The sequence below is a fragment of the Streptomyces sp. NPDC046887 genome (genome assembly GCF_040644755.1).
Lineage (GTDB): Bacteria > Actinomycetota > Actinomycetes > Streptomycetales > Streptomycetaceae > Streptomyces > Streptomyces lichenis.
Genome location: NZ_JBEYXH010000051.1, coordinates 1 through 23,841 on the forward strand (window position 1 = coordinate 1; position 23,841 = coordinate 23,841).

Consider the following 23,841-nt stretch of genomic DNA (forward strand, 5'->3'; position numbering starts at 1 on the left):
GGTCGGCCTCAAGGGGGGCGCGTCCGTGGGTGCCGTACACCCGGATCCCAGGACCGTGCGGACCTTCGGTGTGCTCATACCCGTCCATCCGCCAAACTGATTGAGCCGCTTGTCCGGCGTGGTGGACACGTCACGTCTGACCTGGATCCAGTGAGGTCTCTTGTCACGCTCTGCTGATCCACTGGTGGAGGGTTTCGACCAGACGATCAGCGGTGACGGGCTTGGAAAGATAGTCGCTGGCGCCTCCCGCAAGCGCTTGTTCCCGGTCGGCCTTCGACGCCTTCCTGCTGAGCATGATGATCGGAAGGTTTGCGAGCGACGGTGTCTGACGGATGACTCGCGTCGCCTCATAGCCGTCCAGCTTGGGCATGACGATGTCCATGAGGACAGCCTTGACCTGGTGGTTCCGTTTCAGGACTTGGATGGCTTCGAGGCCGTTCTCGGCGAACAGCACTCTTAGGCCGTGCTTCTCCAGGATGGTAGTCACGGCGAAGACATTGCGGATGTCGTCATCGACGACAAGAACCCATTCGTTCCGGAAGAAAAGGGGTTCCCGAGGCAATTTCCTTTCGTTCCTCCAGAGCTTCGGTCCGGGACTCGGTTCCAGCAGTGCGGGTGTCCTTCGGGGGGCTGCCGCCTGCTGCTGACGCGCAGGTTCCGGGGCCCGCCGACGTTCCTTGGCACCTGGGTGCGCGGGATAGAGCGGAAGGTACAAAGTGAAGGTCGATCCCACACCGGGCCGGCTCGAGACGGTGATGTCCCCGCCAAGCAGCTGGGCCAGCTCACGGCTGATCGACAGCCCGAGGCCGGTCCCTCCGTACCGGCTGCGGCCGGTGGGCTGGTCGGCTTGTCTGAACGCGTCGAAAACCTGTTTCATCTTGTTCGGCTCGATGCCGATGCCCGTGTCCGTGACGGAGAAGGCGATCAGTTCGTCGTCGGGTTCCTGCAGTGTCCCGGACTCGATCATGGCTTGGCGGACCGGCCGGGGCACGTCTCTTTCGCCCGGCTGAATCCGCAGTCCGATGGCACCTCCTTCATCGGTGAACCTGACCGCGTTCGCGAGGAGGTTGCGCAGCACCTGCAGCAGACGCTGCTCATCGGTGTAGAGCGTGCCGGGAAGCTCGGGCGACACCTGCAGGGTGAAATCGAGGCCCTTCTCGTCGGTCAGCGGCTGGAAGGTGGCCTGTACGTAGTCGACGAGTTGGACGAGCGCGAAGCGGGTCGGAAGGACGTCCAGCCTGCCTGCCTCTGCCTTGGACAGGTCGAGGATGTCGTTGATCAGATGGAGCAGGTCGGATCCGGCACCGTGAATGGCCTCGGCGAACTCCAATTGCTTGGAGTTCAGATTTCCTTCGGGGTTGTCCGCGAGCGCTTTGGCCAGAATGAGGAGCGAGTTGAGCGGGGCGCGCAGTTCGTGAGACATGTTGGTCAGGAAGTCGGACTTGTAGCGCATGGAGCTGGCGAGTTGCTCGGCTCTCTCCTCCAGGACCTGGCGCGCCTCTTCGGTTTCCAGGTGTCGCAGCTCGATGTCCCGGTTCTGCCGTACCAGAACGCTCGCCTGCCTTTCGAGTTCGGCGGAACGTTCGCGTAATTGCTCGGTGAGTTCCTGGGACTCACTCAGCATCTCCTGGGTCTGGCGTTGCTTGAGGATCTCGGAGCTGCTGTGCTCGACCAACTTCTTGACTGCTTCGGGGATGTCCGCCGGCCGTTCGCCGAGCCAGCGCTGGGCTTCGGCGACCCGTGTGGCCGACAGGAGGTCTTCTTCCCCAGCGCGTTCTTCCATGACGGCCAGCCACTGCTGGAAGTCGGCGTCCTCGTCGACCCAGTTGGCCAAGCGCTTCCATTCCCGGATGAGTGCCTCGTGGGCGATCTCCGCCGTATCCGCTCCCCCGGGCCCGATGACGACGAGCCGGTGTTCGGGCTGGGCGAGCAGCTGGGCGAGGTACCAGTCGCCTCCGAGGTGGTCACGGTGTGCTGTCACGCGGACGGCGCTCGCGGATCCTCCGCGGGCTCGGACCATGGAGAGCAGGACTCGGCGGATGCGGCTTTCGGGGAACTGCTGGGTGAGGAGCTCGTGCACCTTCTCCGCGTGCCGGTTCAGCGCTCCGGCGACCCCGTCGACGTTGTGGTAGCTGTCGAAGGTGATGTGCCGTTCCCGTTGCAGCGGCCACAGTTCGGTGAGGGCGAACTCGAGCAGGGGCAGACTGCCAGCGGACTTGCTCGCCTCGCAGGCGATCGCTTCGGCGAGGCCTGGTGTGAAGGCAACACCTGCCTGTCGGGCGGGTTCGACGATCACTCGGGTCAGTCCCGCTTCGTCCAGAGGGGAGACGTTCAGCTGCCGGTCCTGCAGTCGTGAGCCGACTTCGGGCAGGGCGAGCAGATCGGGTAGGAAGTCGGCGCGCAAGGTGCAGACGAGACGGACGTTCGCGCTGGGGAGGGAGTCCGGGAGAGGGAGCAGATGCTGAAGGAAGGACAACTGTTCGTGGGGCGGGGTGCCACCGCTGAAGACTTCCTCGAACTGATCGCCGATCAGTGCTAGGCGCTTGTGGGTGAGAACGGTGAGACGTTCGGCCACCTTCCAGAAGCCGTCGGCGCGTAGGGACGCGGTCATGGCGTCGAGCTGCTGGAGGGTGGGTGCGGATCTTGGGTGTTCAAGGTCCAGCAGTGCGCGGGCGACGGACTCGTAGGGCGCTGTTCCGGGTCTGAACGTGGCAGCTCGCCATCCGTCCTCTTCGAGTGCAGGCTGCAGTCCTGCGGCGACGAGTGAGGACTTGCCGACTCCGGACGGGCCGGTCACCATTGCAAACGGCTGGGTCCTGATCATGTCTCTAAGTCGCTTCACCTCTCGTTCACGGCTGACGAACAGGCCGGCTTTCGCGTCCGCCGCAGTGAATGTCTGCAGACCCCGATAGGGACAGGGTGGAGAGATCGTCCGTCCCAGAGCCTCAGGCCAGGCCGTCGCGATCTCCGCCAGCGGAACGGCGTACGCATCACCCGTGACACCGTCTTTGCTCGCGATGGAGAGCATGCCGACAGCCGCGTGTCCCCACCGGTCCTCGATCACCACCGGTCCTCCGCTGTACCCGGGTTGGGTGCGCAGCGCGGCTTCGCTGGTGGAGTCGAGCTGGACGAGGCCGCCGCCCACGATCCCTCTGAGCACGCACGGACTCCAGGCTCCGTTCACTCCACGGGCGGGCAGGCGCGGGTAGCCGAACACCATGACAGGTGTGTCGCTGGCGTTAGCGCCCACAAGGCGTGCCGGGCCTGCACGGCCGGGCAGTTCGTCTCCGCCGACGATCGTCAGACCCGCCACGTCACGGCTTTCGCGGCCGTTCATGGACGGCGGGTCCCATGCGCTGACGCGGCAGTTGCGGACGGGGCCGCCTTCCGCATCGCCGAGAAGGACGAACTCGACCTGGACCCTGGCCCCTTCAGGCGGGGTGCTTCGATCGGTCTTCTGCCGTCCCAGCGCCACGTTCACGACGTGCGCGCAGGTGACGATCTGCTTGTGGCCGACGACGAATCCGACCCCGATGGCTTCGTCCGAAGCACCGCAGCGAATCTTGACAATGAATCCTTCGCGCTGTACTCGCATGAGAGTCAGGCGGGGCGCTGCCAGACCATGCGGACGGCGAAATTCACCTCGGCTGAGCCTTTGGCGATGATGACGCCGGTTTCGCCGCCCATCTTGAGACCGAACTGGACCTCGACCTCGTCGGGACCAAGGTCACGGGTCGCGTCGATGACACGGGTGAGGACGGGGCGTACGTGATCGAGAGCTTCCGAGAGTGACACTCGGGCTCTGCCGACGACGTCGCCGCCCGCGGCAAGCTCGAGGTCGGAACTCCCGAGTCCACCGTCGACCTCGAAGACGACCGTGCCGGACCCGTCGCTGTCCATGGGCATCGTTAACAGCTGGGCATCTTCCATGGATCCTCCCCCACGTCTCGACAGCAGCCTGTCTGCCGCCGGAGGCCCCATCCTCGATCACCGGGCAAGCTCCGCGCAGCCGAACCGTACAAGTGGACCGGCCGGACGGTCCGGCCCGCACCCGACCCAATCGGCAATACGGCCTCAAACCGCGACGACGAGGGTGGCGTTGTGGCCGCCGAAGCCGAAGGAGTTGCTGAGTGCGGCCAGGGGCCCCGCGGGCAGGGGGCGCGGGGTGCCGGTCACGATGTCCAGGTCTATGGCGGGGTCCTTCGGGGCGTTGTTGATCGTCGGAGGTGCCAGGCGGTGGTGGAGGGCCAGGATGGCTGCGATGGCCTCGACTGCTCCGGACCCGCCCTGGAGGTGGCCGGTCATGGACTTGGTCGCGGAGACCGCGACCTGGTCGCATGCCGCACCGAGGGAGTGGCGCAGGGCGCGGGCTTCGGCGAGGTCTCCGGCGGGGGTCGAGGTGGCGTGTGCGTTGACGTGCCGGATGTCGTCCGGTCCCAGGCCGGCCTCGGCCAGGGCGCGGGTGATGGCTTTCGCGGCGCCGCGCCCGTTCGGTTCCGGTTGGGCGATGCGGTATCCGTCGACGGACATGCCGGCGCCGAGGATCCGCGCGTAGACGCGGGCGCCGCGGGCACGGGCGTGGGTGGCGGATTCGAGGATGAGGATGCCGGCCCCTTCGCCGAGGAGGAATCCGTCGCGGTCGGCGGCGAAGGGGCGGGAGGCGCGCTCCGGTTCGCTGTTGCGCCGGGAGAGGGCGCGCATGGCGGCGAAGCCGCCGATGACGAAGGGATGGATCGGGGCTTCGGTGCCGCCGGCTATGACGATGTCGGCGCGGCCGAGGCGGATCATGTCCGCGGCCAGGGAGATGGCCTCGGTGCTGGAGGCGCAGGCGCTGACGGGGGCGTGGGCGCTGGCCTGGGCTCCGTAGCGGATGGCGATCTGGGCGGCGGTGCTGTTGGGCAGCAGGGCGGGGACGGCGAAGGGTGACATATGCCGCCATCCCTTGTGCCGCAGGGTGTCGTGGGCGGACAGCATGGTCTGCACGCCGATGATCGAGGACACGCAGACGGCCAGGCGTTCGCGGTCGAGAGCCGGCTCGTCGTCCAGTCCGGCGTCGGTCCAGGCTTCCGCAAGGGCGGTCAGGGCCAGCTGCGTGGCTCGGTCCATGCGCCGGGCCTGCGCGGGTGGCAGGTCTGGGCAGGTGCTGGGAGCGGCGGGGGCGCAGATGCGGACCGGGAGGTCCTGTGCCCACGGCTCGGTGAGGCTCCGGGCGCCGGAGCGTCCTTGGAGCATGTTCTTCCAGGTGGTGGGCGTATCGGCCCCCAAGGGGGTGACGGTGCCCATACCGGTGACCACGACGTCCGTGCGCGCGTAGGTGTTCGTGCGGTGTGTCATGCCTCTGCCGTCGCTCCGGTGTGCTGTTCGGCGCCGGTCGGCAGCATGCGGCGAACACGGCGCGCCAGGTTGGGGGGTGACATGTCAGGTGGGGCGGGGAGACGTCGGCTGCGTGTTCGGGCTGCCCGCCGACATCGGGGCGGTGGTGCGGGCGTCCACGGAACGCACCGGTGGGACGGTGGCGGGGACGCGCCCATTCCCGGGCGCGGTACGCGCGGGCGGTACCGGGCGCTCGCGTCGGCCGGGACGCAGACGTTCAGCGTCCCGTCCGGTCTCTTCGTGGTGTGCCCGTTCATGATCGCCCCCTGGGCAAGTATCACGTGCGGCGGGCGCTTCGGTCGGCCGGGATTCCTCGTGGTCCGGAGCCGCTCAGTCGCCGGGCCAGTACGGGTAGGCGTCCGCGCAGTAGGCGGCGAGGCCTTCGGCGACGGACGCGAGCAGGTCGGCGGTGTAGTGGGTGGGTTCCCAGGCGGCCGTGAGCGTCATGGTGAGCGGTCGGCCGTCCGGGCCGTGGACGAGCAGCGGGGGGAGGCCGTGGCGCGGGTCCTCGGAGACGACGGCGACGCCGTGCCCGGCGGCGGCCAGTGCCTGGGCGAGCAGCGGGTTCGCCGTCTGGGACAGCACCGTGTAGCGGCCGCCGACCGCCTCCACCGCGCGGTCCAGGATGACGCGGGTGTGGTGCTCGGTGGTGGGCAGCAGCAGGGGTTCGGCCAGCAGTTCGGCCAGCTCGACATGGCGTCGCCGCGCGGTGTGCCAGGGGTGGTCCGGCGGTGCGTAGACCCACAGCGGCGGGTGGCCGATGGTGCGGGCCTCGGCGCCCACGGGCGGCGGGCTCGCCGAGACGGCGAGGTCCGCGCCCCGGGAGAGTGCGGCATACGGCGCGTCGCCTGTCGCCTCCACCACGTCCACCAGCGGAGCACCAGGGCCCGCCGACGCGACGTAGGGGGCGATCACGTCGGCGACCGTCGCCGAGGGGGCGGCGATGGTCAGGCGGGGTGGCGCCCCGTCCGCCAGGGCCCGTAGCAGTGAGGCCGCGCTGTCGGCGCGGGCGACCAGGTCGCGGGCGACCGGCAGGAACCGGTGCCCGGCGGCGCTCAGCCGCAGCCGGGCACCGCCCCGCTCGAACAGGCTCACCCGGAGGCTTGCCTCCAGGGCGCGCAGCTGCCGGGAGAGCGACGGCTGGGCGGTGTGGACCCGTTGGGCGGCGCGGGCCGTGGAGCCGGTGTCGACCACGGCGAGGAAGTACCGGATGTGCCGTAGCTCCATGGGGGTCCTATGGGTTCTGTCGGCTGGGGGCGCTGGTCGCGGGGGCTGCGATGCCTTGTGGGCATGGGAATGCTGTGGAACGAGTATTGGACAGCATCGGTGGGTTCTTCAAGAATCACGCGGTATCGCCGGTCGGATCCGCCCGGCTCGCGACATCGCCTGTCTTCTCTCGCCCTCCCGCGTTAGGTGACCCACCATGCCTCTCAGCCGCCGCCGACTGCTCGCCGCCACCGCCGCCACCGCTGCCCTCGTGCCCGTCGGCGCCGCCGGGCCCGCGCAGGCCGCCCGTCACCCCCGGCGGACCCTGCTCACCGCGCGGGAGTTGCGCGGCGGTGAGGCCACCGCCCCGGTGGACGACTCCGCGTTCGCCTTCCCGGCGGGTGCCGGCTCGCCGCGCCACCACTTCCGGGGCTCCCTCAGGCTCGGCGCGACGGATAGCAGCGGAGGCTGCACGGTCCTGGAGGACCGGTGGGACCTGATGGCCTCGGCGGCGTACCGGTCGCTGCCGCCGATGGACCTGACCTTCGTGCAGACCGGCACCCATCTGGTGCCGGTCACCCAGGGGCTGCAGTACACCGGGCACACCGCCTGGAACGCCATCGTCGGGCCGGGCCGGATCTGGCACGAGGACGGCGACGGCGGAGCCGATCGGGCCGCGTTCCCGTTCACGCTCTGCCACCGCAACACCAACGACACCTTCAGCGGCGCCATGACATTCCTCTTCGACGGCCGGGGCGTCAGCGACGTCCGGTTCCAGATCACCCAGGAGATCTGCACCTGGCTGAGCTTCGACCGCTGGGGGCGGCGGGCGGCCGCCTACGTCCCGAAGTCCGTCCCGGGAGCCGGCCGCATCCGCCGGGCGCATCTGGCCGAGGTCGCGGACCGTATCCCGGTGCGGCCGCTGGAGCGGCTCGCCATCGACTACCCGGAGGCGGCGATCGACACCGCCAACTTCGGCCGCGGTGTCACCACCAGCGCGATCAGTGCCCTCGGCGTCTACTACAACGGCGTCAACTACACCAGCGCGACCCGGACCCGGCACGGCGTCTACGCCTTCCCCGAGTCGCTGCGCCTGCCGTCGTACTCGATCGCCAAGACGGCTCTGGCCAACCTGGCGCGGTTGCGGCTGTCCCGGAAGTACGGAGAGGACGTCGGCGCGCTCCTTCTGACGGACCTGGTGCCCGAGGCCGCCGACGCGCCGGCCGGCTGGTCGGCCGTCACCGTGTCCGACCTCCTCGACATGGCGAGCGGCCACTACACCTCCCCCGGCTACGAGGTCGACGAGAACAGCGGGGCGATGGACGACTTCGTGCTGGCCGAGGGCCAGGCCGCCAAGACCGCGCTCGCCCTGGACTGGCCGCAGGCCGCCGACCCGGGCACCTACTGGAACTACCGCACCTCGGACACGTATCTCGCCACCCTGGCCCTCGCGCGCTACCTCAGGCGCAAGGAGGGTGACGGCGCCGACCTGTTCGCCTTCCTGGACGAGGAGGTCTACCGGCCCGCCGGGCTGAGCGCCGGGTTCCGCGCCCAGTGCCTGCGCACGGACAACAGCGCGAGCGGACAGCCGCTCGGCGGCTACGGCCTGTACCTCACGCAGGACGACGCCGCGAAGCTCTCCCGCTTCCTGAACGTGCGCCTGGGGCGGGCCGCCGGCCGCCAGTTGCTGGACCGGACGTCCCTGTCGGCGTCGCTCCAGCGCGACCCCCGCGACCGCGGCCTGCCGTGCGCCTCCTCCGGGAAGTCCTATCTGCACTACCACCAGTGCACCTGGGCCGTCCATGTCGAGGCGGTGAACCCGGCCTTCGCCGCGTACGGGTACGCGGACGGCACGGACTTCTGGGTCCCGTCGATGTCCGGGGTCAGCGGCGACGAGATCGTGATGCTGCCCAACGGTGCCACGTACTACTACTTCTCCGACAACGCGGAGTACGCCTACCTCTGGCCGGTGTTCGAGCTGCACAAGCTGCCCGCGGCCGAGGGCACCCCGGGCCTGTGAGCGGAGCCCTGCCCCGTACCCCTCTCGATTGGCTGGTGATCCCTCCGTGTCCCGTCCCCTGCCGCTGATCCTCGCCCAGGCGCCCGGCCGTCCGGCCGACGACCTGAGCGGCTTCGCCGCCGACGTCGAGCGCCGGGTGAGGCTCCGTGCGCCCGGCGCCCTCGTCGTCTACCCGGAACTGCACCTTGGGGAGAGCGCACCCGGTGTCCCGGCCGCCCCCGAGGACGCCGCCGAGCCGGCCGACGGCAAGCGCGACACCGTCTTCTCGCAGCTCGCCGGGGACCTCGGCATCTGGCTGGTGCCGGGCAGTGTCTACGAGCGCGGCGGCGACGGCCATGTCTACAACACGGCGCCGGTCTACTCGCCCGAGGGCGAGCGCCTGGCCGCGTACCGCAAGATCTGCCCCTGGCGACCGTACGAGACGACCCGGCCCGGGAGCCGGTTCCAGGTGGTGGACCTGCCCGGCACCGGCCGGATCGGCATCTCCGTCTGCTACGACACCTGGTTTCCGGAGATCTCCCGGCACCTGGCCTGGATGGGCGCCGAGCTGATCGTCAACGTGGTGCGCACCGCCACCAGCGACCGCGCCCAGGAAGAGGTCCTGAACCGGGCGAACGCCATCGCCAACCAGGTCTTCGTCGCCAGCGTCAACTCCGCCGCCCCCTCCGGCGTCGGCCGCAGCCTGCTGGCCGACCCCCAGGGCACGGTCCGCTCCCAGGCCCCCGACGACGGCGACAGCACCCTCACCGATGTCGTCGACCTCGACGAGGTGACCAACGTCCGCCGCTACGGCACCGCCGGGCTCAACCGGGTCTGGGAGCAGTTCCGCCCCGGCGACCCGGCCCTGGAGCTGCCGCTGTACGGGGGCCGCATCGACCCCGCCACCTGGGCCCCGGCCACCCGAGCCGTCCTTCCCGGCCCGGCCCGACCTGTGAGGAGACTGTGCGATGAGTGACCGAGACCTCCGACTGAAGGGCGATCTGAGCCTCGCCTCGGTCGTCCTGTTCGGCCTGGCGTACATCTCGCCGGGCATCGTCGTCACCACCTTCGGCGTGGTCGCCGCCACCAGCGACGGCGCCGCCCCCACCGCGTACGCCGTCGCCACCGCCGCGATGCTGCTGACCGGGCTGTCGTACGCGAAGATGGCGCGCGTGGTGCCGGGCGCCGGGTCGGTGTACTCCTACGCCCGCAGGATGCTCGACAGCCGCATCGGCTTCCTCGCCGGCTGGGCGATGCTCCTGGACTACTTCTTCATCCCGATGGTCGGCTGGCTGATCCAGGCGATCTACTTCGAAGCGCAGTTCCCGGCCGTGCCCCGGTGGGTCTGGCTGATCCTGGTCGTCGCAGTGACCACCGGTGTCAACGTCTTCGGTATGAAGCTCGCCGACCGCGTCAACAAGGTCCTGATGGCCGTGGCCGTCGGCTCGCTCGTGCTGTTCACCGCCCTGTGCGTCGTCTATCTGGGCCGGAACGACACCGGCCCGGTCACCGACGCCCTGTGGAACTCCCACACCTCCGTCGGCGCGGTCACCGCGGCCGCCGCCATCGCCGCCTACTCCTTCCTCGGTTTCGACGCGATCTCCACCCTCGGCGAGGAGACCAGGGACGGCGCCCGGACCGTCGGCCGCGGCATCATCGCCTGTGTGGTGGCCGCCGGCGCGATCTTCCTCGTCCTCTCCTTCGTCCTCCAACTCGTCCACCCGGGCGGGGCGTTCGCCAACGAGGACGCCGCGGCCTGGGACATCAAGGTCCTGGTCGGCGGGGAGGCCTATGCCAACATCGTCAACCTGGTCTCGGTCGCGGGCGGCATCGCCTCCTGCATCGCCCTGCAGGCGTCCACCGCCCGTCTGATGTATGTGATGGGCCGCGACGGCGTGCTGCCCCGGCCGGTGTTCGGCCGGCTCTCGCGCAAGCTGGGCACACCCGTCACCGGGCTGCTGCTGACCGCCGCCGCCGGCGTCCTCGCGATGGGGCTGGACCTGGCCACGGCCACGTCCTTCATCAACTTCGGGGCGTTCCTCGGCTTCGCCCTGGTCAATGTCTCCGTCATCGCCTACCTGGTCCGCGAGCGCGCGGCGGGCCGCCGCCACAACCTGGTCCACTTCCTGGTGCTGCCGCTGGCCGGTGTCGCCGTCTCCGGTTACCTGCTGAGCCAACTGGGCGGCACGGCACTGAGGATCGGTACGGTGTGGCTGGCGGTCGGCCTGGTCTATCTGGCGTTCCTCACCAGGGGCTTCCGGCGGCCCGCGCCCGAGCTGACTCTGGACGGGCAGGGAGCGGCTCCAGCGCCCGAGGAGCCCGCCAAGCCCGCCGCGGTGTGACCCGACGACCGTCCCCCACTCACCAGGACCGGCCCATGACCACCACCCCCGCCCACCTTCGTACCCCCTCCGGCAAGCCGCGCGCCCGCGCCCTCGGCATCCCCTTCGACGGCACACCGGGGCCGGCCAACGCGATCACCGATGTTCCGGGGGTCCGGGTCGGCACGGTCACTCTGATCGAGGGCGAGGACGTGCGCACCGGCGTCACCGCGATCCTGCCGCGCGGCCGCGACGGCGTGGGGGTCCCGGTCGCCGCCGGCCTGCACTCCCTCAACGGCAACGGTGAACTCACCGGCAGCCACTGGATCGAGGAGGCGGGCCAGTTCGCCACCCCGCTGCTGATCACCAACACCCATGCGGTGGGCGCCGCGCACCGCGGCGCGATCGACTGGATGGTGGCCAACAGGCCGGAGCTGCGCGCGGGTTGGCTGCTCCCGGTGGTCGGCGAGACCTACGACGGCTATCTCAACGACATTCTCGCCCCGCGCATCCGGCCCGAGCACGCGGTGGACGCCATCGACGCGGCCGAGGCGGGCCCGGTGGAGGAGGGCTCCGTCGGCGGCGGCACGGGCATGAACTGCTACGCGTACAAGGGCGGCAACGGCACGGCCTCCCGCCGGGTCCTCCATGGCACCGAGACCTTCACCCTCGCCGCCTTCGTCCAGGCCAACTTCGGCTCGCGCCATGAACTGACCGTCGCCGGACGCCGGGTGGGCACCTCCCTGCGCGCCGACAACCCGATGCAGCAGAGCGGTCAGGCGAACGCCGCGGTGGCCGCACCGCCCGAGGGCTCCGGCTCGGTGATCGCGGTCATCGCCACCGACGCGCCACTGCTGCCCCACCAGTGCAAGGCCCTGGCCCGCCGTGTCCCGCTCGGGCTGGCCCGCACCGGCACCACGGGATCGCACTTCTCCGGCGACATCTTCCTGGCCTTCTCCACGGCGAACGAGGGGGCGCTCGCCTCCTCCTTCGGCGGCGAGGACACCTATGACACGCTGCGCTCGATCCCCGCCGGACGGATCAACCCGTTCTACGACGCCGTTGTGCAGTCGGTCGAGGAGGCCGTGCTCAACGCCCTTGTCGCCAACGAGGAGATGACCGGCCGGGCCGGCCACCGCACACCCGCACTCCCCCACGGGGAACTGGTGAGGCTGCTGCGTGAACAGGGGGTGCACACGGCCCGGTGTGATGGGCACCCGGCAAGCCGGCCGACCTCAGCGTGATCGGCCGGCTCCGCTGGACCTTGGCCAAGCGGTTCCCAGGTGCGGGAGGTCCACCGCGTCCCGCACGCGCGGGAGGCCGCCTTCGCGGGGGTCGTAGGCGCTGCGGAGGGAGAGGGTGAAGCGCCAGGCCCTGGTCGGTTGGCGGTGGACGAGCTGCTCGGCGCGCTGGGGCTCTGACGAGGGCGCCGGTGGCCCGGTAGGCGCTTGGGAGAAGACCGCGCGCTGAAGACGGCGAAGGGCAAGGAGATGTGTCCTTGCCCTTCTCAAGGTATAGCGCACCGGGGGGCTTGCGGCAAGGCCCCGGGGGTGCCGCAGAATCGTCCGCCGAGGCCACGACCTGCGGCGTTGGGGCATGGAGAGCGGACCGGCGGTGAGCCGGCCGTGCGGTCGTGGCTTCGGGGCGGTGGGGCCGGTGTGCCCGGCCGTCCGGGCTGGGTGGCGTACCCGGCCGGCTCGTCGGAGGGAAGGCAAGCAGTGATCAGCGGGAGCGCGAGTGCACCTGGGGACATCGGCGGTGCGGCGGAGCGGAACGGTCTCGGAGGGGCGACGGTGAGTGAGGAGTATGTGCGGGGTCTTGCGGAGGCCGGCGCGTCACGGGTCGCGGTGGTGGGCGGCAAGGGCGCGCAGCTGGGTGTGCTGGCGGGGATCGACGGCATCGATGTGCCGGACGGGTTCTGTGTGACGACGGAGGCCTTTCGGCGGGCCGTGGCGGAGGTGCCGTCGATCGGGCCTCGGCTCGATCGGCTGTCCGCGCTGGACCCGGAGGACCGGGAGGGGGTGCGTGCGTTGAGCGCGGAGCTTCGCGCGAGCATCGAGGCGGTGGCCGTCCCGGACGGAGTCGCGGCGGCGGTGACCGGTGCGCTGGCGCGGCTCGGTGCGGAGGCCGCCTACGCGGTCCGGTCGAGCGCGACGGCGGAGGACCTGCCGACGGCGTCCTTCGCCGGCCAGCACGACTCGTATATGAACATCGTCGGACCGGAAGCGGTCCTCCGGCACATCGGCCGGTGCTGGGCCTCGCTGTTCACCGAGCGGGCGGTGACCTACCGTCAGCGCAACGGTGTCGACCACCGTACGGTCCGGATGGCCGTGGTGGTGCAGCGGATGGTGTTCCCGGACGCGTCCGGGGTGCTGTTCACGGCCGACCCGGTCACCGGCAACCGGAAGGCCGCCACCGTGGACGCCGGTTTCGGTCTCGGTGAGGCGCTGGTCTCCGGTCTGGTGAACCCTGATGTCTTCACGGTGCGGGAGGGCGAGGTCGTCGCCAGGGCGGTGGGGGCAAAGGAGCGTGCGGTGCGGGCCCTGCCGGACGGCGGCGGTACGCGGGAGGTGGCGGTCGAGCCGCGACGGCAGCGTGAGCCGGCCCTGACGGACGCGCAGGTGGTGCGGCTGGTCGGGCTCGGGCGGCGGGTGGAGGCGCACCTCGGCCGTCCGCAGGACATCGAGTGGTGCCTGGCCGGCGAGGAATTCCGGATCGTGCAGAGCCGGCCGATCACCACGCTGTTCCCCGTTCCGGAGGTGCGCGACGGGGAGAACCGCGTCTATGTGTCCGTCGGGCACCAGCAGATGATGACCGACGCCATGAAGCCCCTGGGGCTGTCGATGTGGCAGCTGACGGCCATGGTGCCGATGCACGAGGCCGGCGGGAGGCTGTTCGTGGATGTCACCCGGACTCTGGCCTCGCCGGCCGGCCGGGCCGGCTTGCTGGACCTCTCGGGCCGGTCCGATCCGCTGACCAGGGATGCCTTGGAGACCGTGCTGGACCGCGAGGGCTTCGTCCCCTCGCTGCCGGACGCGCGGCCCGGAGGCCCGGCGGCCGGCGGCGCGGCCGCTCCGATCGAGACGGACCCGGCCCTCGTCACCGCGTTGGTGCAGCGCAGCGAGGCGTCCCTCGCCGCTCTGGAGCGCGGTATCCGGTCGAAGAGCGGACCGGAGCTGTTCGACTTCCTGCTGGAGGCCTTCGAGGAGCACAAGCGGGTGCTCAGTGACCCGCTCAGCATTCAGGCGATCATGGCGGGGATGGAGGCCACCTGGTGGCTCAACGACCGGTTGCGGGAGTGGCTGGGCGAGAAGAACGCGGCCGACACGCTCACCCTGTCCGCCCCCGGCAACATCACCTCGGAGATGGGCCTCGCACTGCTGGATGTCGCGGATGTGATCCGTCCGCATGCGGAGGTGGTGGCGTTCCTGCGGGGCGTCGGGGACGAGGATTTCATGGGGGCGCTGGAGGGGTTGGCGGGTGGTGCCGAGGCGCGTACGGCGATCGGGGCCTTCCTCGACCGCTACGGGATGCGCTGCGCCGGCGAGATCGACATCACCCGGCCGCGCTGGCGCGAGCGCCCCGGGACGCTGGTGCCCGCGATCCTCGACAACGTCCGGAACTTCGGGCCCGGCGCGGCCGAGCGGCGCTTCGCGCAGGGGCGTGAGCAGGCGCGGAAGAAGGGGGAAGAGCTGCTGTCGCGTCTGCGGGAGCTACCGGACGGGGAGCGGAAGGCCGCCGAGACCCAGCGGATGATCGACCGGGTCCGCACCTTCATCGGGTACCGGGAGTACCCGAAGTACATGATCGTCAATCGCCAGTCCGTCTACAAGCGGGCCCTGTTGGAGGAGGCGGACGGGCTGGTGCGGGCCGGGGTGCTCGCCGAGCCGGAGGACGCCTTCTACCTCACCTTCCAGGAGTTCCACGAGGCCGTACGCGCGCAGCGGGTGGACGGCGGGCTGGTCCGGCGGCGCAAGGAGGCGTTCCGGTCGCACCAGGCGCTCACCCCGCCCCGGGTGCTCACCTCGGAGGGCGAGGCGCTCAACGGGGCGTACCGGCGCGAGGGCGTTCCGGCCGGTGCCCTGGCCGGGCTGCCGGTCTCCGCCGGGACCGTCGAGGGGAGGGCCCGGGTGGTCCTCGACATGTCGAAGGCCGATCTCGAAGCGGGCGACATCCTGGTCACCACGTTCACGGATCCCAGTTGGTCACCCCTGTTCGTCGGGATCGCGGGGTTGGTGACGGAGGTGGGCGGACTGATGACCCATGGCGCGGTGATCGCCCGGGAGTACGGCCTGCCGGCCGTCGTGGGCGTGGGGCAGGCCACCCGGCTGATCCGGGACGGGCAGCGGATCCGTGTGCACGGGACGGACGGGTACGTCGAGATTCTCGGTTGAGGGGGCGGGGGGAGGCAAGGGCCGACTACCGGGGAGGGGAGAGGGCTGCCGCGAGGGCGGGCGTTCCCGGGCCGTGGAGCTCGTCCAGCGCGAGGCGGCGCCGGGAGACGGCCAGCAGCAGGGAGAGCGCGGGGCCGGTCACTTCCGGCCCCCGGCCGATCGACAGCTCGGTGTCGGTCGCGGTCAGCCGGACGCGGGCGGTCAGTTCCTTCGCGCCGCCGAACGAGGCGGGGGTACGGGCCTGGAGGCGCAGTGAGCGGATGACGGCCTCGGGTGGGTAGCGGCGGGTGAGGCCCAGGGGGCGTCGGATGTCCTCACCGTGGACGACCTCCTCGACCAGCCGGGTGTCCAGGGGTGCGGGCGGGCCCGACCTGCGCGGGGCCGCCCGGCGCAGCCGCTCCAGGGTCTGCTGCGGTGAGGTCCCGCGCCGGCGCTCCACCCCGCGGCTGTTGAGGCGGTCGAAGTCGAAGCGGGACCGTACGAGTCCGGCGACGAAGCCGAGCCGTGTCGTACGGGCGGTGTCGACCAGGTGCGCGGCCACATCGTGCACGGTCCATCCCGCGCAGAGCGAGGGCGTCCGCCACTGCTCCGCGTCGAGACGCGCCAGGTCGGCGATCAGCGCCGCGCGCTCCGCGTGCACCATCGGCCAGACGTCGTCCTTCATGGTTGCCTCCGCTTTTCCATCGAGTCCGCAGAGAAGGGACTCGGGGCGGGGTGAGAACTCATCGCTCCGGGCGTGGGTGGAGGTCGCTGCCGAGTTTTCTTGAACGTACGATCCAGATTGAGTACGGTGGGGTCATGGCAAGGACCCGGGAGTTCGACACGGAGGCGGCGGTGAGCCGCGCGATGGATCTGTTCTGGAGTCGCGGCTACGAGGCGACCTCGGTGCGCGAGCTCACCCAGCACCTGGGGATCGGGCAGGGCTCGCTCTATGCGGCGTTCGGCGACAAGGACGGCCTCTACCGGGCCGCCCTGGAGCGCTACCGCACCACACTCGGGGCGACCGCCCTGCGCAGCCTGGAGGAGTCGGCGGACGTCCGAGCGGCGGTCCGCACCCTGCTGGTCGAGCGGGTCCGGATCGCCGCGGAGCACGGCGGCCGGGGCTGTCTGCTGGTCAACGCCGCCTGCGAGCGCCTGCCCGGGGACCCCTCGATCGGACGCCTCGTACGGGATGTGCAGGACGCCACCCGGGAGGCGCTCACCGAGGTGCTGAGCACCGCGGCGGGGCGGGGCGAGATCGCGCCGCGCCATGACCCGGGCACCCTTGCCGCCTTCCTCATCACCTTCCTCAACGGACTGCTGGTCTCCGCGAAGGTCACACCGGACGTCCGCGCCCTCGAACCCCTCGTGGAGGTCGCGCTGGCCGCCCTCGACTGATTTTTTCGTACCCGAATTCTGTATCGAGCGATCCATAAAATGACCCCCGGAACCCGGGGCGCCCCGCCCCCGCACCATCGAGCCCCACCAGACCTTGGAGGATCCATGACCGCCCTCCCGACGACACCGAGCGCGCCCGCTCTCGGCGGCAGCCGCTGGAACACCTTCCCGGCGGCCGGCACCACCCTGACCGCGCGGGACTTCCTCACCGCCATCGAGCCCCTGCTCCAGGGGGTCATCGACGACAACGCCCTCACCGCCGCCGACGCCGAGGTGCTGGCGGAGCAGATCCACGCCACACTCGCCCTCGGCACCCGGGAGACCTCCCTGCCGCTGGCGATCGGCCCCGGCAGCACCCAGGCCATCCGCGAACTGGGCGGACAGGCCGAGGAGATCGGCCGCGAGCTGGCCACCTGGGCGGCCGAGGCGCCGGCGAGGCTGCTCGGCGACCGGATCCCACTGCCCGCCGGGCCCCTGGTCTTCCGCAGCCACTGCTACGGCCATCTGCTCACCCATCCCGCGACCGACCTCCTCCTCGGGCGGCGCGGCGGGCCCGTCGCCATGCAGCTGTACAACGAGTGGCTGCACCAGGTGGTGCTGCTGCGCGACGCCCTGCTGCCCTTCACCAACTGGCAGGACGTCCCGCTCCTGGTCACCCCGACCGGGCTGCGGCACACCGAGCCGGCCCGTGACGCGTTCCTCACCGAGCTGCTGGTCCGCGGGGTACGGCACACCAGCATCACCGCCTTCGCCCGCCAGGTCGTGACCGGTGCCTCAGGGCCGGAGGGCTACGGCTTCGACGCGTCCGGCGGCACGGTCCTGCCCGCCGTCCTCGACCAGCCGCCCCTGACCGCTCCCCGCCACCTGCTGACCTGGCGGCCCGACCCGGGCATCGACCAGACCGCCACCTATGTCGCCGAGATCGGGGACTACTACGCCGCGCCCCGCACCCTGGTGGAGCAACTGCCGCCCGCCACCGGCGCCTCGGGGCCGCTCACCGCCCGTATGGTCTCCACCCCGGTCACCGGCGGCACCCGCACCGCCCTGATCGAGACCGTCTCGGCCGGCGTGACCGCTCGCGTGGACCTCGGGCAGGCTCTACGCGGCCACCGCTACGCCCAGCGCCCGGGACCGGCGCCCGTCGACGCGTCCGCCGCCGACCAGGCTCCCCGTACGGCGGCGGACGTGCGGTCCGCGCTGGGCGCGGCGGGACTGGTGTGGACGGAGTCCGGCACCGTCACCCTGGACGCCACCGGTCAGGACGGCCTGGTGGTGCTGGCCCTGCTGGGACGGCTCTATCCCGAGAACCTGGTCCTGGCGGGCCCCGGCCTCGGCGAGCCCGGACGCGGGGACGGAGGCGAGCCCGGACGCGGGGACGGCAGGGGGCCGAGTCCGCTGGTGGTGCTGGTCGATCCGCCCGGCGTGGACTGACGGGGTCTCAGCGCCAGGGCCGGTTGTCAGTGGTGGGTGAGACGGTAGGTGCACCGCATCGGAAACGAGGGGGAAACCGCGCCATGCCGGAAATCCAGAACTACATCAATCATGTCGCCCTGGTGCTGGACGCCAGTTCGTCCATGTCCCATCTGAGCCGCACGGTGGTCGAGGTAGCCGATCGGCAGATCGCCTATCTCGCCCGCCGGTCAAAGGAATTGGACCAGGAGACCCGGGTCACCGTCTATGTCTTCGCGGACCAGGTGGAATGCGTCATCTACGACAAGGACGTGCTGCGGATGCCGTCGCTGCGTCAGCTCTACCGTGTCGGTGGAATGACCGCCCTGCTGGCGGCCGCGCTGACCTCGCAGCGGGAGCTGGCGCAGACCGCGCAACTCTACGGTGACCACAGCTTCCTGACGTTCATCCTGACCGACGGGCAGGAGAACGCCAGTCACTACTGTTCCGGCCTCCCCGGCACGGATCGGCAGGGTCTCACCGGGGCCGTGGCCGGGATGATCGCCACGCAGCCGGACAACTGGACACTGGCCGTCCTGGTACCGGACCAGCAGGGCAAGCGCGAGGCCATGAACTGCGGTTTCCCCCAGGACAACGTCGCCGTCTGGGACGCCACCAGCACCCAGGGGCTGGAGGAGGCCGGGGAGGTCATCCAGCAGGCCACCGAGAAGTTCATGGTGGGCCGCTCCCAAGGCATCCGGGGATCACGGGCGGTGTTCTCCACGGGTGCGGAGGCGGTGAACGAGGACACCATCAAGGCGGCAGGGCTCACCCCGCTCGACCCCTCCCACTACCAGCTGCTCCCGGTGGACCGCGAGGCGCCGATCCGTGCCTGGGTCACCGAATCCGGACACACCTACCGCAATGGCGGCGCGTTCTATCAGCTGAGCAAGTCGGAGAAGATCCAGGCGCACAAGCAGATCGCGGTACTGGAGAAGAAGACGGACCAGGTGTTCACCGGGCCTGAGGCCCGAACCCTGCTGGGGCTGCCGGACACGGAAACCCGCGTCAAGCCCGACCAGAACGATCACTACACGATATTCGTGCAGAGCACCAGCGTGAACCGGAAGCTGGCGCCGAACACCCGGCTGCTCCTGGTGCAGTGAATTCATGGATACGGCGAATTCGACGGACGCGGTGATCGCGGTGCATGCGGTGGATGGGGTGCGTGCGGTGGTGTCCCGGTCCGTCAGGGGGTGGTCTCGCGGTCCTGGCCGCCGGGGGCGGGGGTGTCGCGATCGCCGGGACGGGCGCTGTGGCCAGGATGGCCGGCGGTGCGGCGCGCTTCCTTCATCTCGGCCTCGTAGAGGTGGTCGCGGCCCTCGGCCAGGTCGGCGAGGGCACGGCGTTCCAGCCGCCGGAAGGGCTCGTAGTAGGTGTCGTTGTAGGACTCCACGAGCTGGAAGGTCCAGTGGCCGGGGATGACGTTGCGTCCCAGGATCTCGCGCCGCACCCGGTCGGCCCACTGCCCGTGCCCCGCTTCGCGCAGCAGCTCCACCGTATGGTCCAGTTCCAGGTCCGCGGTGCCGGTCAGCTGGTGGAACGCGTAGAGATGACCGCGGGCTCGCTCGGTGGTCTCCAGTGCCTTGGACAGGGACCCCAGGGCTTCCACCGTCGTGTCGCTGACACCGGGCGGACGCCGGTGGGCGGGGTCGGGGCCGTCGTCGTGAACGTTCATGACTTGGTCTGTCCCCCAAGACGTGCGGACTAGTCCTTCCGCCGCCCCGAGGGCGGCAGGCGGGTGCCGAGGGAGGCGGGGTGGGGAAGGTGGGGGCGACCGGCGGCCATGACGAGGCGTACCTCGCGCAGGGCCTGGAGGTCGTCGAGCGGGTTGCCGTCCACCAGCAGGAGGTCGGCGCGGTAGCCGGGGCGGATGGAGCCGGTGTCGTGGCCGATGCCCAGAGCGCGGGCGGTGTCGGCGGTCGCCAGGTCCAGGACCTCGGTGGGGGTGCAGCCGATGTGGGCGAAGAACTCCAGGCTGGAGACGAAGTCGCCGAAGACGGCGTGGGTGACGCCCGCGTCCGTGCCCGCGATGAGCCGGACGCCGCGTTCCCGCATCCAGCGCAGCCGGTCGAACATCTCTTCGGCGCGCTCGGTGCCGAAGCGTTCGGCGAAGCCGCGCCAGTCGGGGCTGGCGGCGGGGCAGACCGCGATGCCCTGGTCGACCATGGCGGCGACGAGCTCCTCGCGTACGTCGAAGCCGGCCGGCCCCATCCAGGTGCAGTGCTCGATGGTGGCGACCCCGGCGGTGACGGCGGCCGCGATGCCCTCGGTGCCGTGCGCGTGGGCGGCCACCGGCAGACCGGCGGCGGCCGCCTGCCGTACGACCAGGGCCAGCTCCTCGGCGGTGAACTGGGCCGCCCAGATGGGCGGGCCGCCCCGGGTGATGCCGCCGCCGGTGGCCATCACCTTGATGGCGTCGACCCCGCGTGCGAGGTTGCGCGCGACGGTCGCTCGTATGGCGTCAGGCCCGTCGGCCTCTCCCCCGAGGAACCAGCAGTGCCCGCCGGGCGCGGTCACCGGGGTGCCCGCGGTGAGGAGCCGGGGCCCGGCGGTACGTCCGGCGGCGATCTCGTCGCGCAGCCGGGCGGCGAGCCCGTTGCGGTCGCCGAGGTCGCGGGCCGTGGTGACACCGCAGCCCAGCAGTTCCCGCGCGCGGCCGGCCATGGCGGGGGCGAGCCGCTCGTCGTCGGTGGCCTGCAGGGTGGCCACCGGGTCGGGGCCGGCGTCCAGCACCAGATGGACATGGGCGTCGATCAGCCCGGGGACCAGGGTGCCGTCGGGGTGGTCGAAGCGGGCGGCGCCCTCCGGGGCCTGGGCCTCGATCTCGGCGCGGGGGCCGACCTGGGTGAGGGTGCCGTCGTGGACGAGTACCGCCGCGTCGATGAGGTGGCGGCCGCGGGGGCCGGTGACCACCCGGCCGGCCGAGACGATGGCATCCATGGCTGTGCTCTCCTCCCGGAGATGAAGATGCGGACTGACGAGGGGGGAAGGAGGGGAAGGATCGTCGCCCGTTCATGCCACCGTGCGCGGCCGGTCCCGCCCTGGGGCGCCGCCGAGTGCGCCCGTAGCCTCCTCGGACCCTGTGATGATCACTATCCAACAGCGGCCGACCGGGAGGTGACAGAGCGGATCCGGTCAATCGGCCGGCGGGACCGGGGGCTGATGGGCGCGGCGGGGTGTCAGCGGCCGGGGCGGATGGTCAGGGCGGATGGTCGGGGCGGCGAGGCAGGACAGTGCGGCCGTCGGCGGATCGGCCGGGTGGGTCCGGTGTACGGATTCGGGCGGCGCCGTGGCAACGCCTCGTCGGGTCTGCTGGTGGATGAGCGTCTGTCGGGCCTTCCGGTGGCTCCTCGGTACGGAAAGACGGGAGTTATACGTACCGGCTTAGTTAGGCGGATGGGGATACAGGGGGGTGGGGGGTGGGGGTGCGGTCGCTTGGGTGGGGCGGGCGGCCGGCCGCTCTCGTCGCGAGGCGGCCGGTCCTGAGAGGCTGCGCGGGGTCAGCCGGCGAAGGCCTCGACGAGGGTCCAGACGGCCAGCGCCGCCATGCAGAGGGCGCCGATGCGCTGCACCGTCTTCAGCGGCACCCGCTGGGCGATGAAACGGCCGACCAGCAGGGCGAGCGCGGAGACGGACATCAGCGCGGCGGCGGCGCCGATCGCGGTGGGCAGCCAGCCGTTGGTGGCGGCGAGGTTGGCGGTGGTGATCTGGGTCAGATCGCCCCACTCGCTGATGAAGACCGCCGTGAAGGCGGTGGTGTACACGGGCCAGAACCCGGTGACGGTCCTGGCCGCGCCCTCGTCCTCGTCGTCGTCCCCTCCCGCGCGCAGCAGGACCACGGCGCCGAAGGCGAAGAGGGCGGCCGAGACCAGTTTGACGGCCAGGTCGGGCAGCAGGGTGAGCAGCTGGCCGGCCCCGACGGCGATGGCGACATGGACGAGGAAGGCGGTGGAGGTGCCGAACCACACGTACAGCGGCCGCATACGGGTGCCCATGGCCAGCGACGCGAACATGGTCTTGTCGGGGAGCTCGGCGAGGAAGATCAGCCCGAAGGCGGTGAGGATCGCCAGGGGGTCGAAGGTCATTCCGGGTGCTTTCTGCTGGGGCCGGGCCTCGGAGGGCTCGAACGGCACCAGGGCGGCGACGGGAGGAGTCCTCTCGGCCCGGCACGACGGAGCAGCCCGCTGGGCGCGGGCCGCGTCATGCCTGACCGAAGGTCTCGTCCACCCCGGCACAGCCGTACCGGGGCCCGATGGCCGGGAAGTCCGAAGACGTCCAGTGTGTCGACCAGCGGTATCGCGGGACTACTCCCCTTCGCTTCCCCCAGTCTAACCGCCGGCTCTGCCCGACCGGGCGGGGGGCCGCCGGTCCCGTGGTCGGGGTCGGGGACGGGGACGGGCTTGACCTTCCACTCGGGTCGAAGGCATACCGTCGATGGCATGAGTCTGATGCGGATATCCCAGCTCGCCGAGCGCACCGGGGTTCCGGCCAGCACGCTGCGCTTCTATGAGACGGCCGGGCTGCTGCCGGCCGAGCGGAGCCGGTCCGGCCACCGGCTCTACGGCGAGGACTCGGTCGAGCGGCTGACGGTGATCGGCGCGGCCAAGGGGCTGGGACTGCGGCTGACCGAGATCGGCGCGGTGCTGGCGGCGTGGGACGCCGAGGGGTGCCGGGAGGTGAAGGCGGAGCTGCGGCCGAGGGTGGCCGCCCGGCTGGCCGAGGCGCGGCGGCGCTCGGTGGAGCTGGGCCAGTTCAGCCGTAGGTTGGGCGGTGCGCTCGCGCGTCTGGACGCCGTACCGGATCGGGACGGTCCATGCGGCACGGAGTGCGGCCTGAGTGGGGAGGGAGCGGAGGCCTGGGCGGGGGTCGGGGCGGGGATGGGGGCGGGGCTCGGAGCCGGGGAGGGGATGGGGGCCGGGGGTGGGGTGCCCGGGGCGGGCGGAGCGTCCGGGGCTGGGGTGTCTGGGGCGGGGGTGTCTGGGGCGGGCGGGGCGTCGGGGTGGGGCGGGCGGGAGGCGGGCGCGGTGGCGTGCTCGCTGGCGGAGGGCGGGAGGACGGAGCGGGTGGCGCGGTGGCGGGAGGTGCTGGCGGGCGCCGAGACGGTCGCCGTACCGGGCGGGTTGCGGTTGACGGTTCCCGTGGAGCGGGTCGGTGAGGTGGCCGGGCTGGCCGTGGACGAGCAGCGGTGCTGCCCGTTCTTCGACTTCGTACTCCGTCTCGACGGGCCCCTGCTGCGGCTGGAGGTGCGGGCTCCGGCGGAGGGGGCGGCACTGCTCGCCGAGGTGTTCGCCCCGGCGCCGTAGCGATTACCGGCACCGGCGCTTTCTTTCCATGCAGCAGGCATCTTCTTGGCGATGGCGGGCACAAGGGTGCCACCCAGTGTGCTGATGCGAGGAGTGCCCCATGCTGCTGCCCGACCCCCGGTACCTGCGGACCCTGCTCGCCCGCTACGCGGACCTGCGCATCGGCCAGGCCCGCGGTGAGCGGTCGTGCCCGGAGGCGCTGGCGGACGTCACGTACACCCTGTGTGTCGCCACCGGCACCCGGCGCATCGACGACGCCCTGGCGGCCGCGGACCGGATCCTCGCCGAGGGCCGGGCCTCCGTCCCCGTACCGGCCCAGGCGGCCGACTCCCGGTCCGCTCGACCGGGCTCCGCGGCGTCCGGCGCCGCGGACGAGGCGGTTCTGGCCGCCTGAGAGCACCCCGGAGCGGGGCGGC

General features: G+C 71.4%; 17 protein-coding genes and 2 pseudogenes. 10 read left to right on the forward strand and 9 right to left on the reverse strand.

Features of this window, described 5'->3' with window-relative positions:
* Positions 1-163: 163 nt before the first annotated feature.
* The 5 genes and pseudogenes from ABZ945_RS30530 to ABZ945_RS30550 form a co-directional block, all read right to left on the reverse strand.
* Positions 164-1,636, reverse strand: a pseudogene (locus ABZ945_RS30530) (ATP-binding protein); the annotation flags it as partial.
* Positions 1,637-1,828: 192 nt separating this feature from the next.
* Positions 1,829-3,595: pseudogene (locus tag ABZ945_RS30535) on the reverse strand (serine protease); the annotation flags it as partial.
* A 5-nt stretch (positions 3,596-3,600) separates the two neighbouring features.
* On the reverse strand, positions 3,601-3,930 hold the full coding sequence (locus ABZ945_RS30540) for a CU044_2847 family protein (protein ID WP_361276155.1): 330 nt from the start codon (positions 3,928-3,930) through the stop codon (positions 3,601-3,603).
* A 144-nt stretch (positions 3,931-4,074) separates the two neighbouring features.
* The gene (locus ABZ945_RS30545; RefSeq protein WP_361276158.1) at positions 4,075-5,334 is read right to left on the reverse strand and encodes a beta-ketoacyl-[acyl-carrier-protein] synthase family protein; all 1,260 of its coding nucleotides are present in this window, start codon (positions 5,332-5,334) and stop codon (positions 4,075-4,077) included.
* Positions 5,335-5,703: 369 nt separating this feature from the next.
* Positions 5,704-6,600, reverse strand: coding sequence for a LysR family transcriptional regulator (locus ABZ945_RS30550; RefSeq protein WP_361276161.1), 897 nt, complete (start codon positions 6,598-6,600; stop codon positions 5,704-5,706).
* A gap of 196 nt (positions 6,601-6,796) precedes the next feature.
* On the opposite strand from ABZ945_RS30550, the gene ABZ945_RS30555 reads away from it, so the two are divergent.
* From ABZ945_RS30555 to rph, 5 genes are all read left to right on the forward strand, one after another.
* Complete coding sequence (locus ABZ945_RS30555; RefSeq protein ID WP_361276164.1) at positions 6,797-8,599, forward strand: hypothetical protein; 1,803 nt, start codon at positions 6,797-6,799, stop codon at positions 8,597-8,599.
* Between the two features lie 46 nt (positions 8,600-8,645).
* Positions 8,646-9,554 carry a carbon-nitrogen hydrolase family protein gene (locus tag ABZ945_RS30560; RefSeq protein ID WP_361276167.1) on the forward strand — a complete coding sequence of 303 codons (909 nt, stop codon included), beginning with the start codon at positions 8,646-8,648 and terminating at the stop codon, positions 9,552-9,554.
* Positions 9,547-10,920: an APC family permease gene (locus tag ABZ945_RS30565; protein ID WP_361276169.1), complete on the forward strand. Its 1,374-nt coding sequence runs from the start codon at positions 9,547-9,549 to the stop codon at positions 10,918-10,920. Before ABZ945_RS30560 ends, ABZ945_RS30565 begins: the two co-directional genes overlap by 8 nt.
* Positions 10,921-10,955: 35 nt before the next feature.
* The gene (locus tag ABZ945_RS30570) at positions 10,956-12,143 is read left to right on the forward strand and encodes a P1 family peptidase (RefSeq protein ID WP_361276171.1); all 1,188 of its coding nucleotides are present in this window, start codon (positions 10,956-10,958) and stop codon (positions 12,141-12,143) included.
* A 549-nt stretch (positions 12,144-12,692) separates the two neighbouring features.
* Positions 12,693-15,293 (forward strand): rifamycin-inactivating phosphotransferase, encoded by a 2,601-nt coding sequence (gene rph / locus ABZ945_RS30575; protein ID WP_361276174.1) that lies wholly within the window; start codon positions 12,693-12,695, stop codon positions 15,291-15,293.
* 25 nt (positions 15,294-15,318) lie between these two features.
* On the opposite strand, the gene ABZ945_RS30580 is transcribed toward rph, so the two are convergent.
* Complete coding sequence (locus ABZ945_RS30580; protein WP_361276177.1) at positions 15,319-15,957, reverse strand: maleylpyruvate isomerase family mycothiol-dependent enzyme; 639 nt, start codon at positions 15,955-15,957, stop codon at positions 15,319-15,321.
* Between the two features lie 134 nt (positions 15,958-16,091).
* On the opposite strand from ABZ945_RS30580, the gene ABZ945_RS30585 reads away from it, so the two are divergent.
* The 3 genes from ABZ945_RS30585 to ABZ945_RS30595 all read left to right on the forward strand — a co-directional run bounded on the left by ABZ945_RS30585 (position 16,092) and on the right by ABZ945_RS30595 (position 19,225).
* Entirely contained in the window at positions 16,092-16,670 is a 579-nt protein-coding gene (locus ABZ945_RS30585; RefSeq protein WP_361276179.1) for a TetR/AcrR family transcriptional regulator, read from the forward strand.
* Between the two features lie 105 nt (positions 16,671-16,775).
* A complete protein-coding gene (locus ABZ945_RS30590; RefSeq protein WP_361276181.1) occupies positions 16,776-18,101 on the forward strand; it encodes a hypothetical protein in 1,326 nt (441 codons plus the stop codon).
* Between the two features lie 83 nt (positions 18,102-18,184).
* On the forward strand, positions 18,185-19,225 hold the full coding sequence (locus ABZ945_RS30595; RefSeq protein ID WP_361276183.1) for a vWA domain-containing protein: 1,041 nt from the start codon (positions 18,185-18,187) through the stop codon (positions 19,223-19,225).
* Positions 19,226-19,308: 83 nt separating this feature from the next.
* Here the strand turns inward: ABZ945_RS30595 and ABZ945_RS30600 are convergent, their stop codons facing one another.
* The 3 genes from ABZ945_RS30600 to ABZ945_RS30610 all read right to left on the reverse strand — a co-directional run bounded on the left by ABZ945_RS30600 (position 19,309) and on the right by ABZ945_RS30610 (position 22,207).
* Entirely contained in the window at positions 19,309-19,797 is a 489-nt protein-coding gene (locus ABZ945_RS30600; RefSeq protein ID WP_361276185.1) for a hypothetical protein, read from the reverse strand.
* A 29-nt stretch (positions 19,798-19,826) separates the two neighbouring features.
* Positions 19,827-21,062, reverse strand: a complete 1,236-nt coding sequence (locus ABZ945_RS30605) for an amidohydrolase family protein (protein WP_361276188.1) — start codon at positions 21,060-21,062, stop codon at positions 19,827-19,829.
* Positions 21,063-21,622: 560 nt separating this feature from the next.
* A complete protein-coding gene (locus ABZ945_RS30610; RefSeq protein ID WP_361276191.1) occupies positions 21,623-22,207 on the reverse strand; it encodes a TMEM165/GDT1 family protein in 585 nt (194 codons plus the stop codon).
* 354 nt (positions 22,208-22,561) lie between these two features.
* Here ABZ945_RS30610 and ABZ945_RS30615 point away from each other — a divergent pair, with 354 nt between their 5' ends.
* Together ABZ945_RS30615 and ABZ945_RS30620 are read left to right on the forward strand one after the other, a co-directional pair.
* Positions 22,562-23,425, forward strand: coding sequence for a MerR family transcriptional regulator (locus ABZ945_RS30615; RefSeq protein ID WP_361276194.1), 864 nt, complete (start codon positions 22,562-22,564; stop codon positions 23,423-23,425).
* Positions 23,426-23,525: 100 nt separating this feature from the next.
* Entirely contained in the window at positions 23,526-23,819 is a 294-nt protein-coding gene (locus ABZ945_RS30620) for a DUF5133 domain-containing protein (RefSeq protein ID WP_361276197.1), read from the forward strand.
* Positions 23,820-23,841: the final 22 nt, after the last annotated feature.

Coding starts and splice junctions, on each gene's coding strand:
- ABZ945_RS30570 (WP_361276171.1), top strand. CDS start 10,956: ATGACCACCACCCCCGCCCACCTTCGTACCCCCTCCGGCAAGCCGCGC.
- ABZ945_RS30550 (WP_361276161.1), bottom strand. CDS start 6,600: ATGGAGCTACGGCACATCCGGTACTTCCTCGCCGTGGTCGACACCGGC.
- ABZ945_RS30585 (WP_361276179.1), top strand. CDS start 16,092: ATGGCAAGGACCCGGGAGTTCGACACGGAGGCGGCGGTGAGCCGCGCG.
- ABZ945_RS30595 (WP_361276183.1), top strand. CDS start 18,185: ATGCCGGAAATCCAGAACTACATCAATCATGTCGCCCTGGTGCTGGAC.
- ABZ945_RS30565 (WP_361276169.1), top strand. CDS start 9,547: ATGAGTGACCGAGACCTCCGACTGAAGGGCGATCTGAGCCTCGCCTCG.
- ABZ945_RS30620 (WP_361276197.1), top strand. CDS start 23,526: ATGCTGCTGCCCGACCCCCGGTACCTGCGGACCCTGCTCGCCCGCTAC.
- ABZ945_RS30540 (WP_361276155.1), bottom strand. CDS start 3,930: ATGGAAGATGCCCAGCTGTTAACGATGCCCATGGACAGCGACGGGTCC.
- ABZ945_RS30555 (WP_361276164.1), top strand. CDS start 6,797: ATGCCTCTCAGCCGCCGCCGACTGCTCGCCGCCACCGCCGCCACCGCT.
- ABZ945_RS30610 (WP_361276191.1), bottom strand. CDS start 22,207: ATGACCTTCGACCCCCTGGCGATCCTCACCGCCTTCGGGCTGATCTTC.
- ABZ945_RS30590 (WP_361276181.1), top strand. CDS start 16,776: ATGACCGCCCTCCCGACGACACCGAGCGCGCCCGCTCTCGGCGGCAGC.
- ABZ945_RS30545 (WP_361276158.1), bottom strand. CDS start 5,334: ATGACACACCGCACGAACACCTACGCGCGCACGGACGTCGTGGTCACC.
- ABZ945_RS30600 (WP_361276185.1), bottom strand. CDS start 19,797: ATGAACGTTCACGACGACGGCCCCGACCCCGCCCACCGGCGTCCGCCC.
- ABZ945_RS30615 (WP_361276194.1), top strand. CDS start 22,562: ATGAGTCTGATGCGGATATCCCAGCTCGCCGAGCGCACCGGGGTTCCG.
- ABZ945_RS30580 (WP_361276177.1), bottom strand. CDS start 15,957: ATGAAGGACGACGTCTGGCCGATGGTGCACGCGGAGCGCGCGGCGCTG.
- ABZ945_RS30605 (WP_361276188.1), bottom strand. CDS start 21,062: ATGGATGCCATCGTCTCGGCCGGCCGGGTGGTCACCGGCCCCCGCGGC.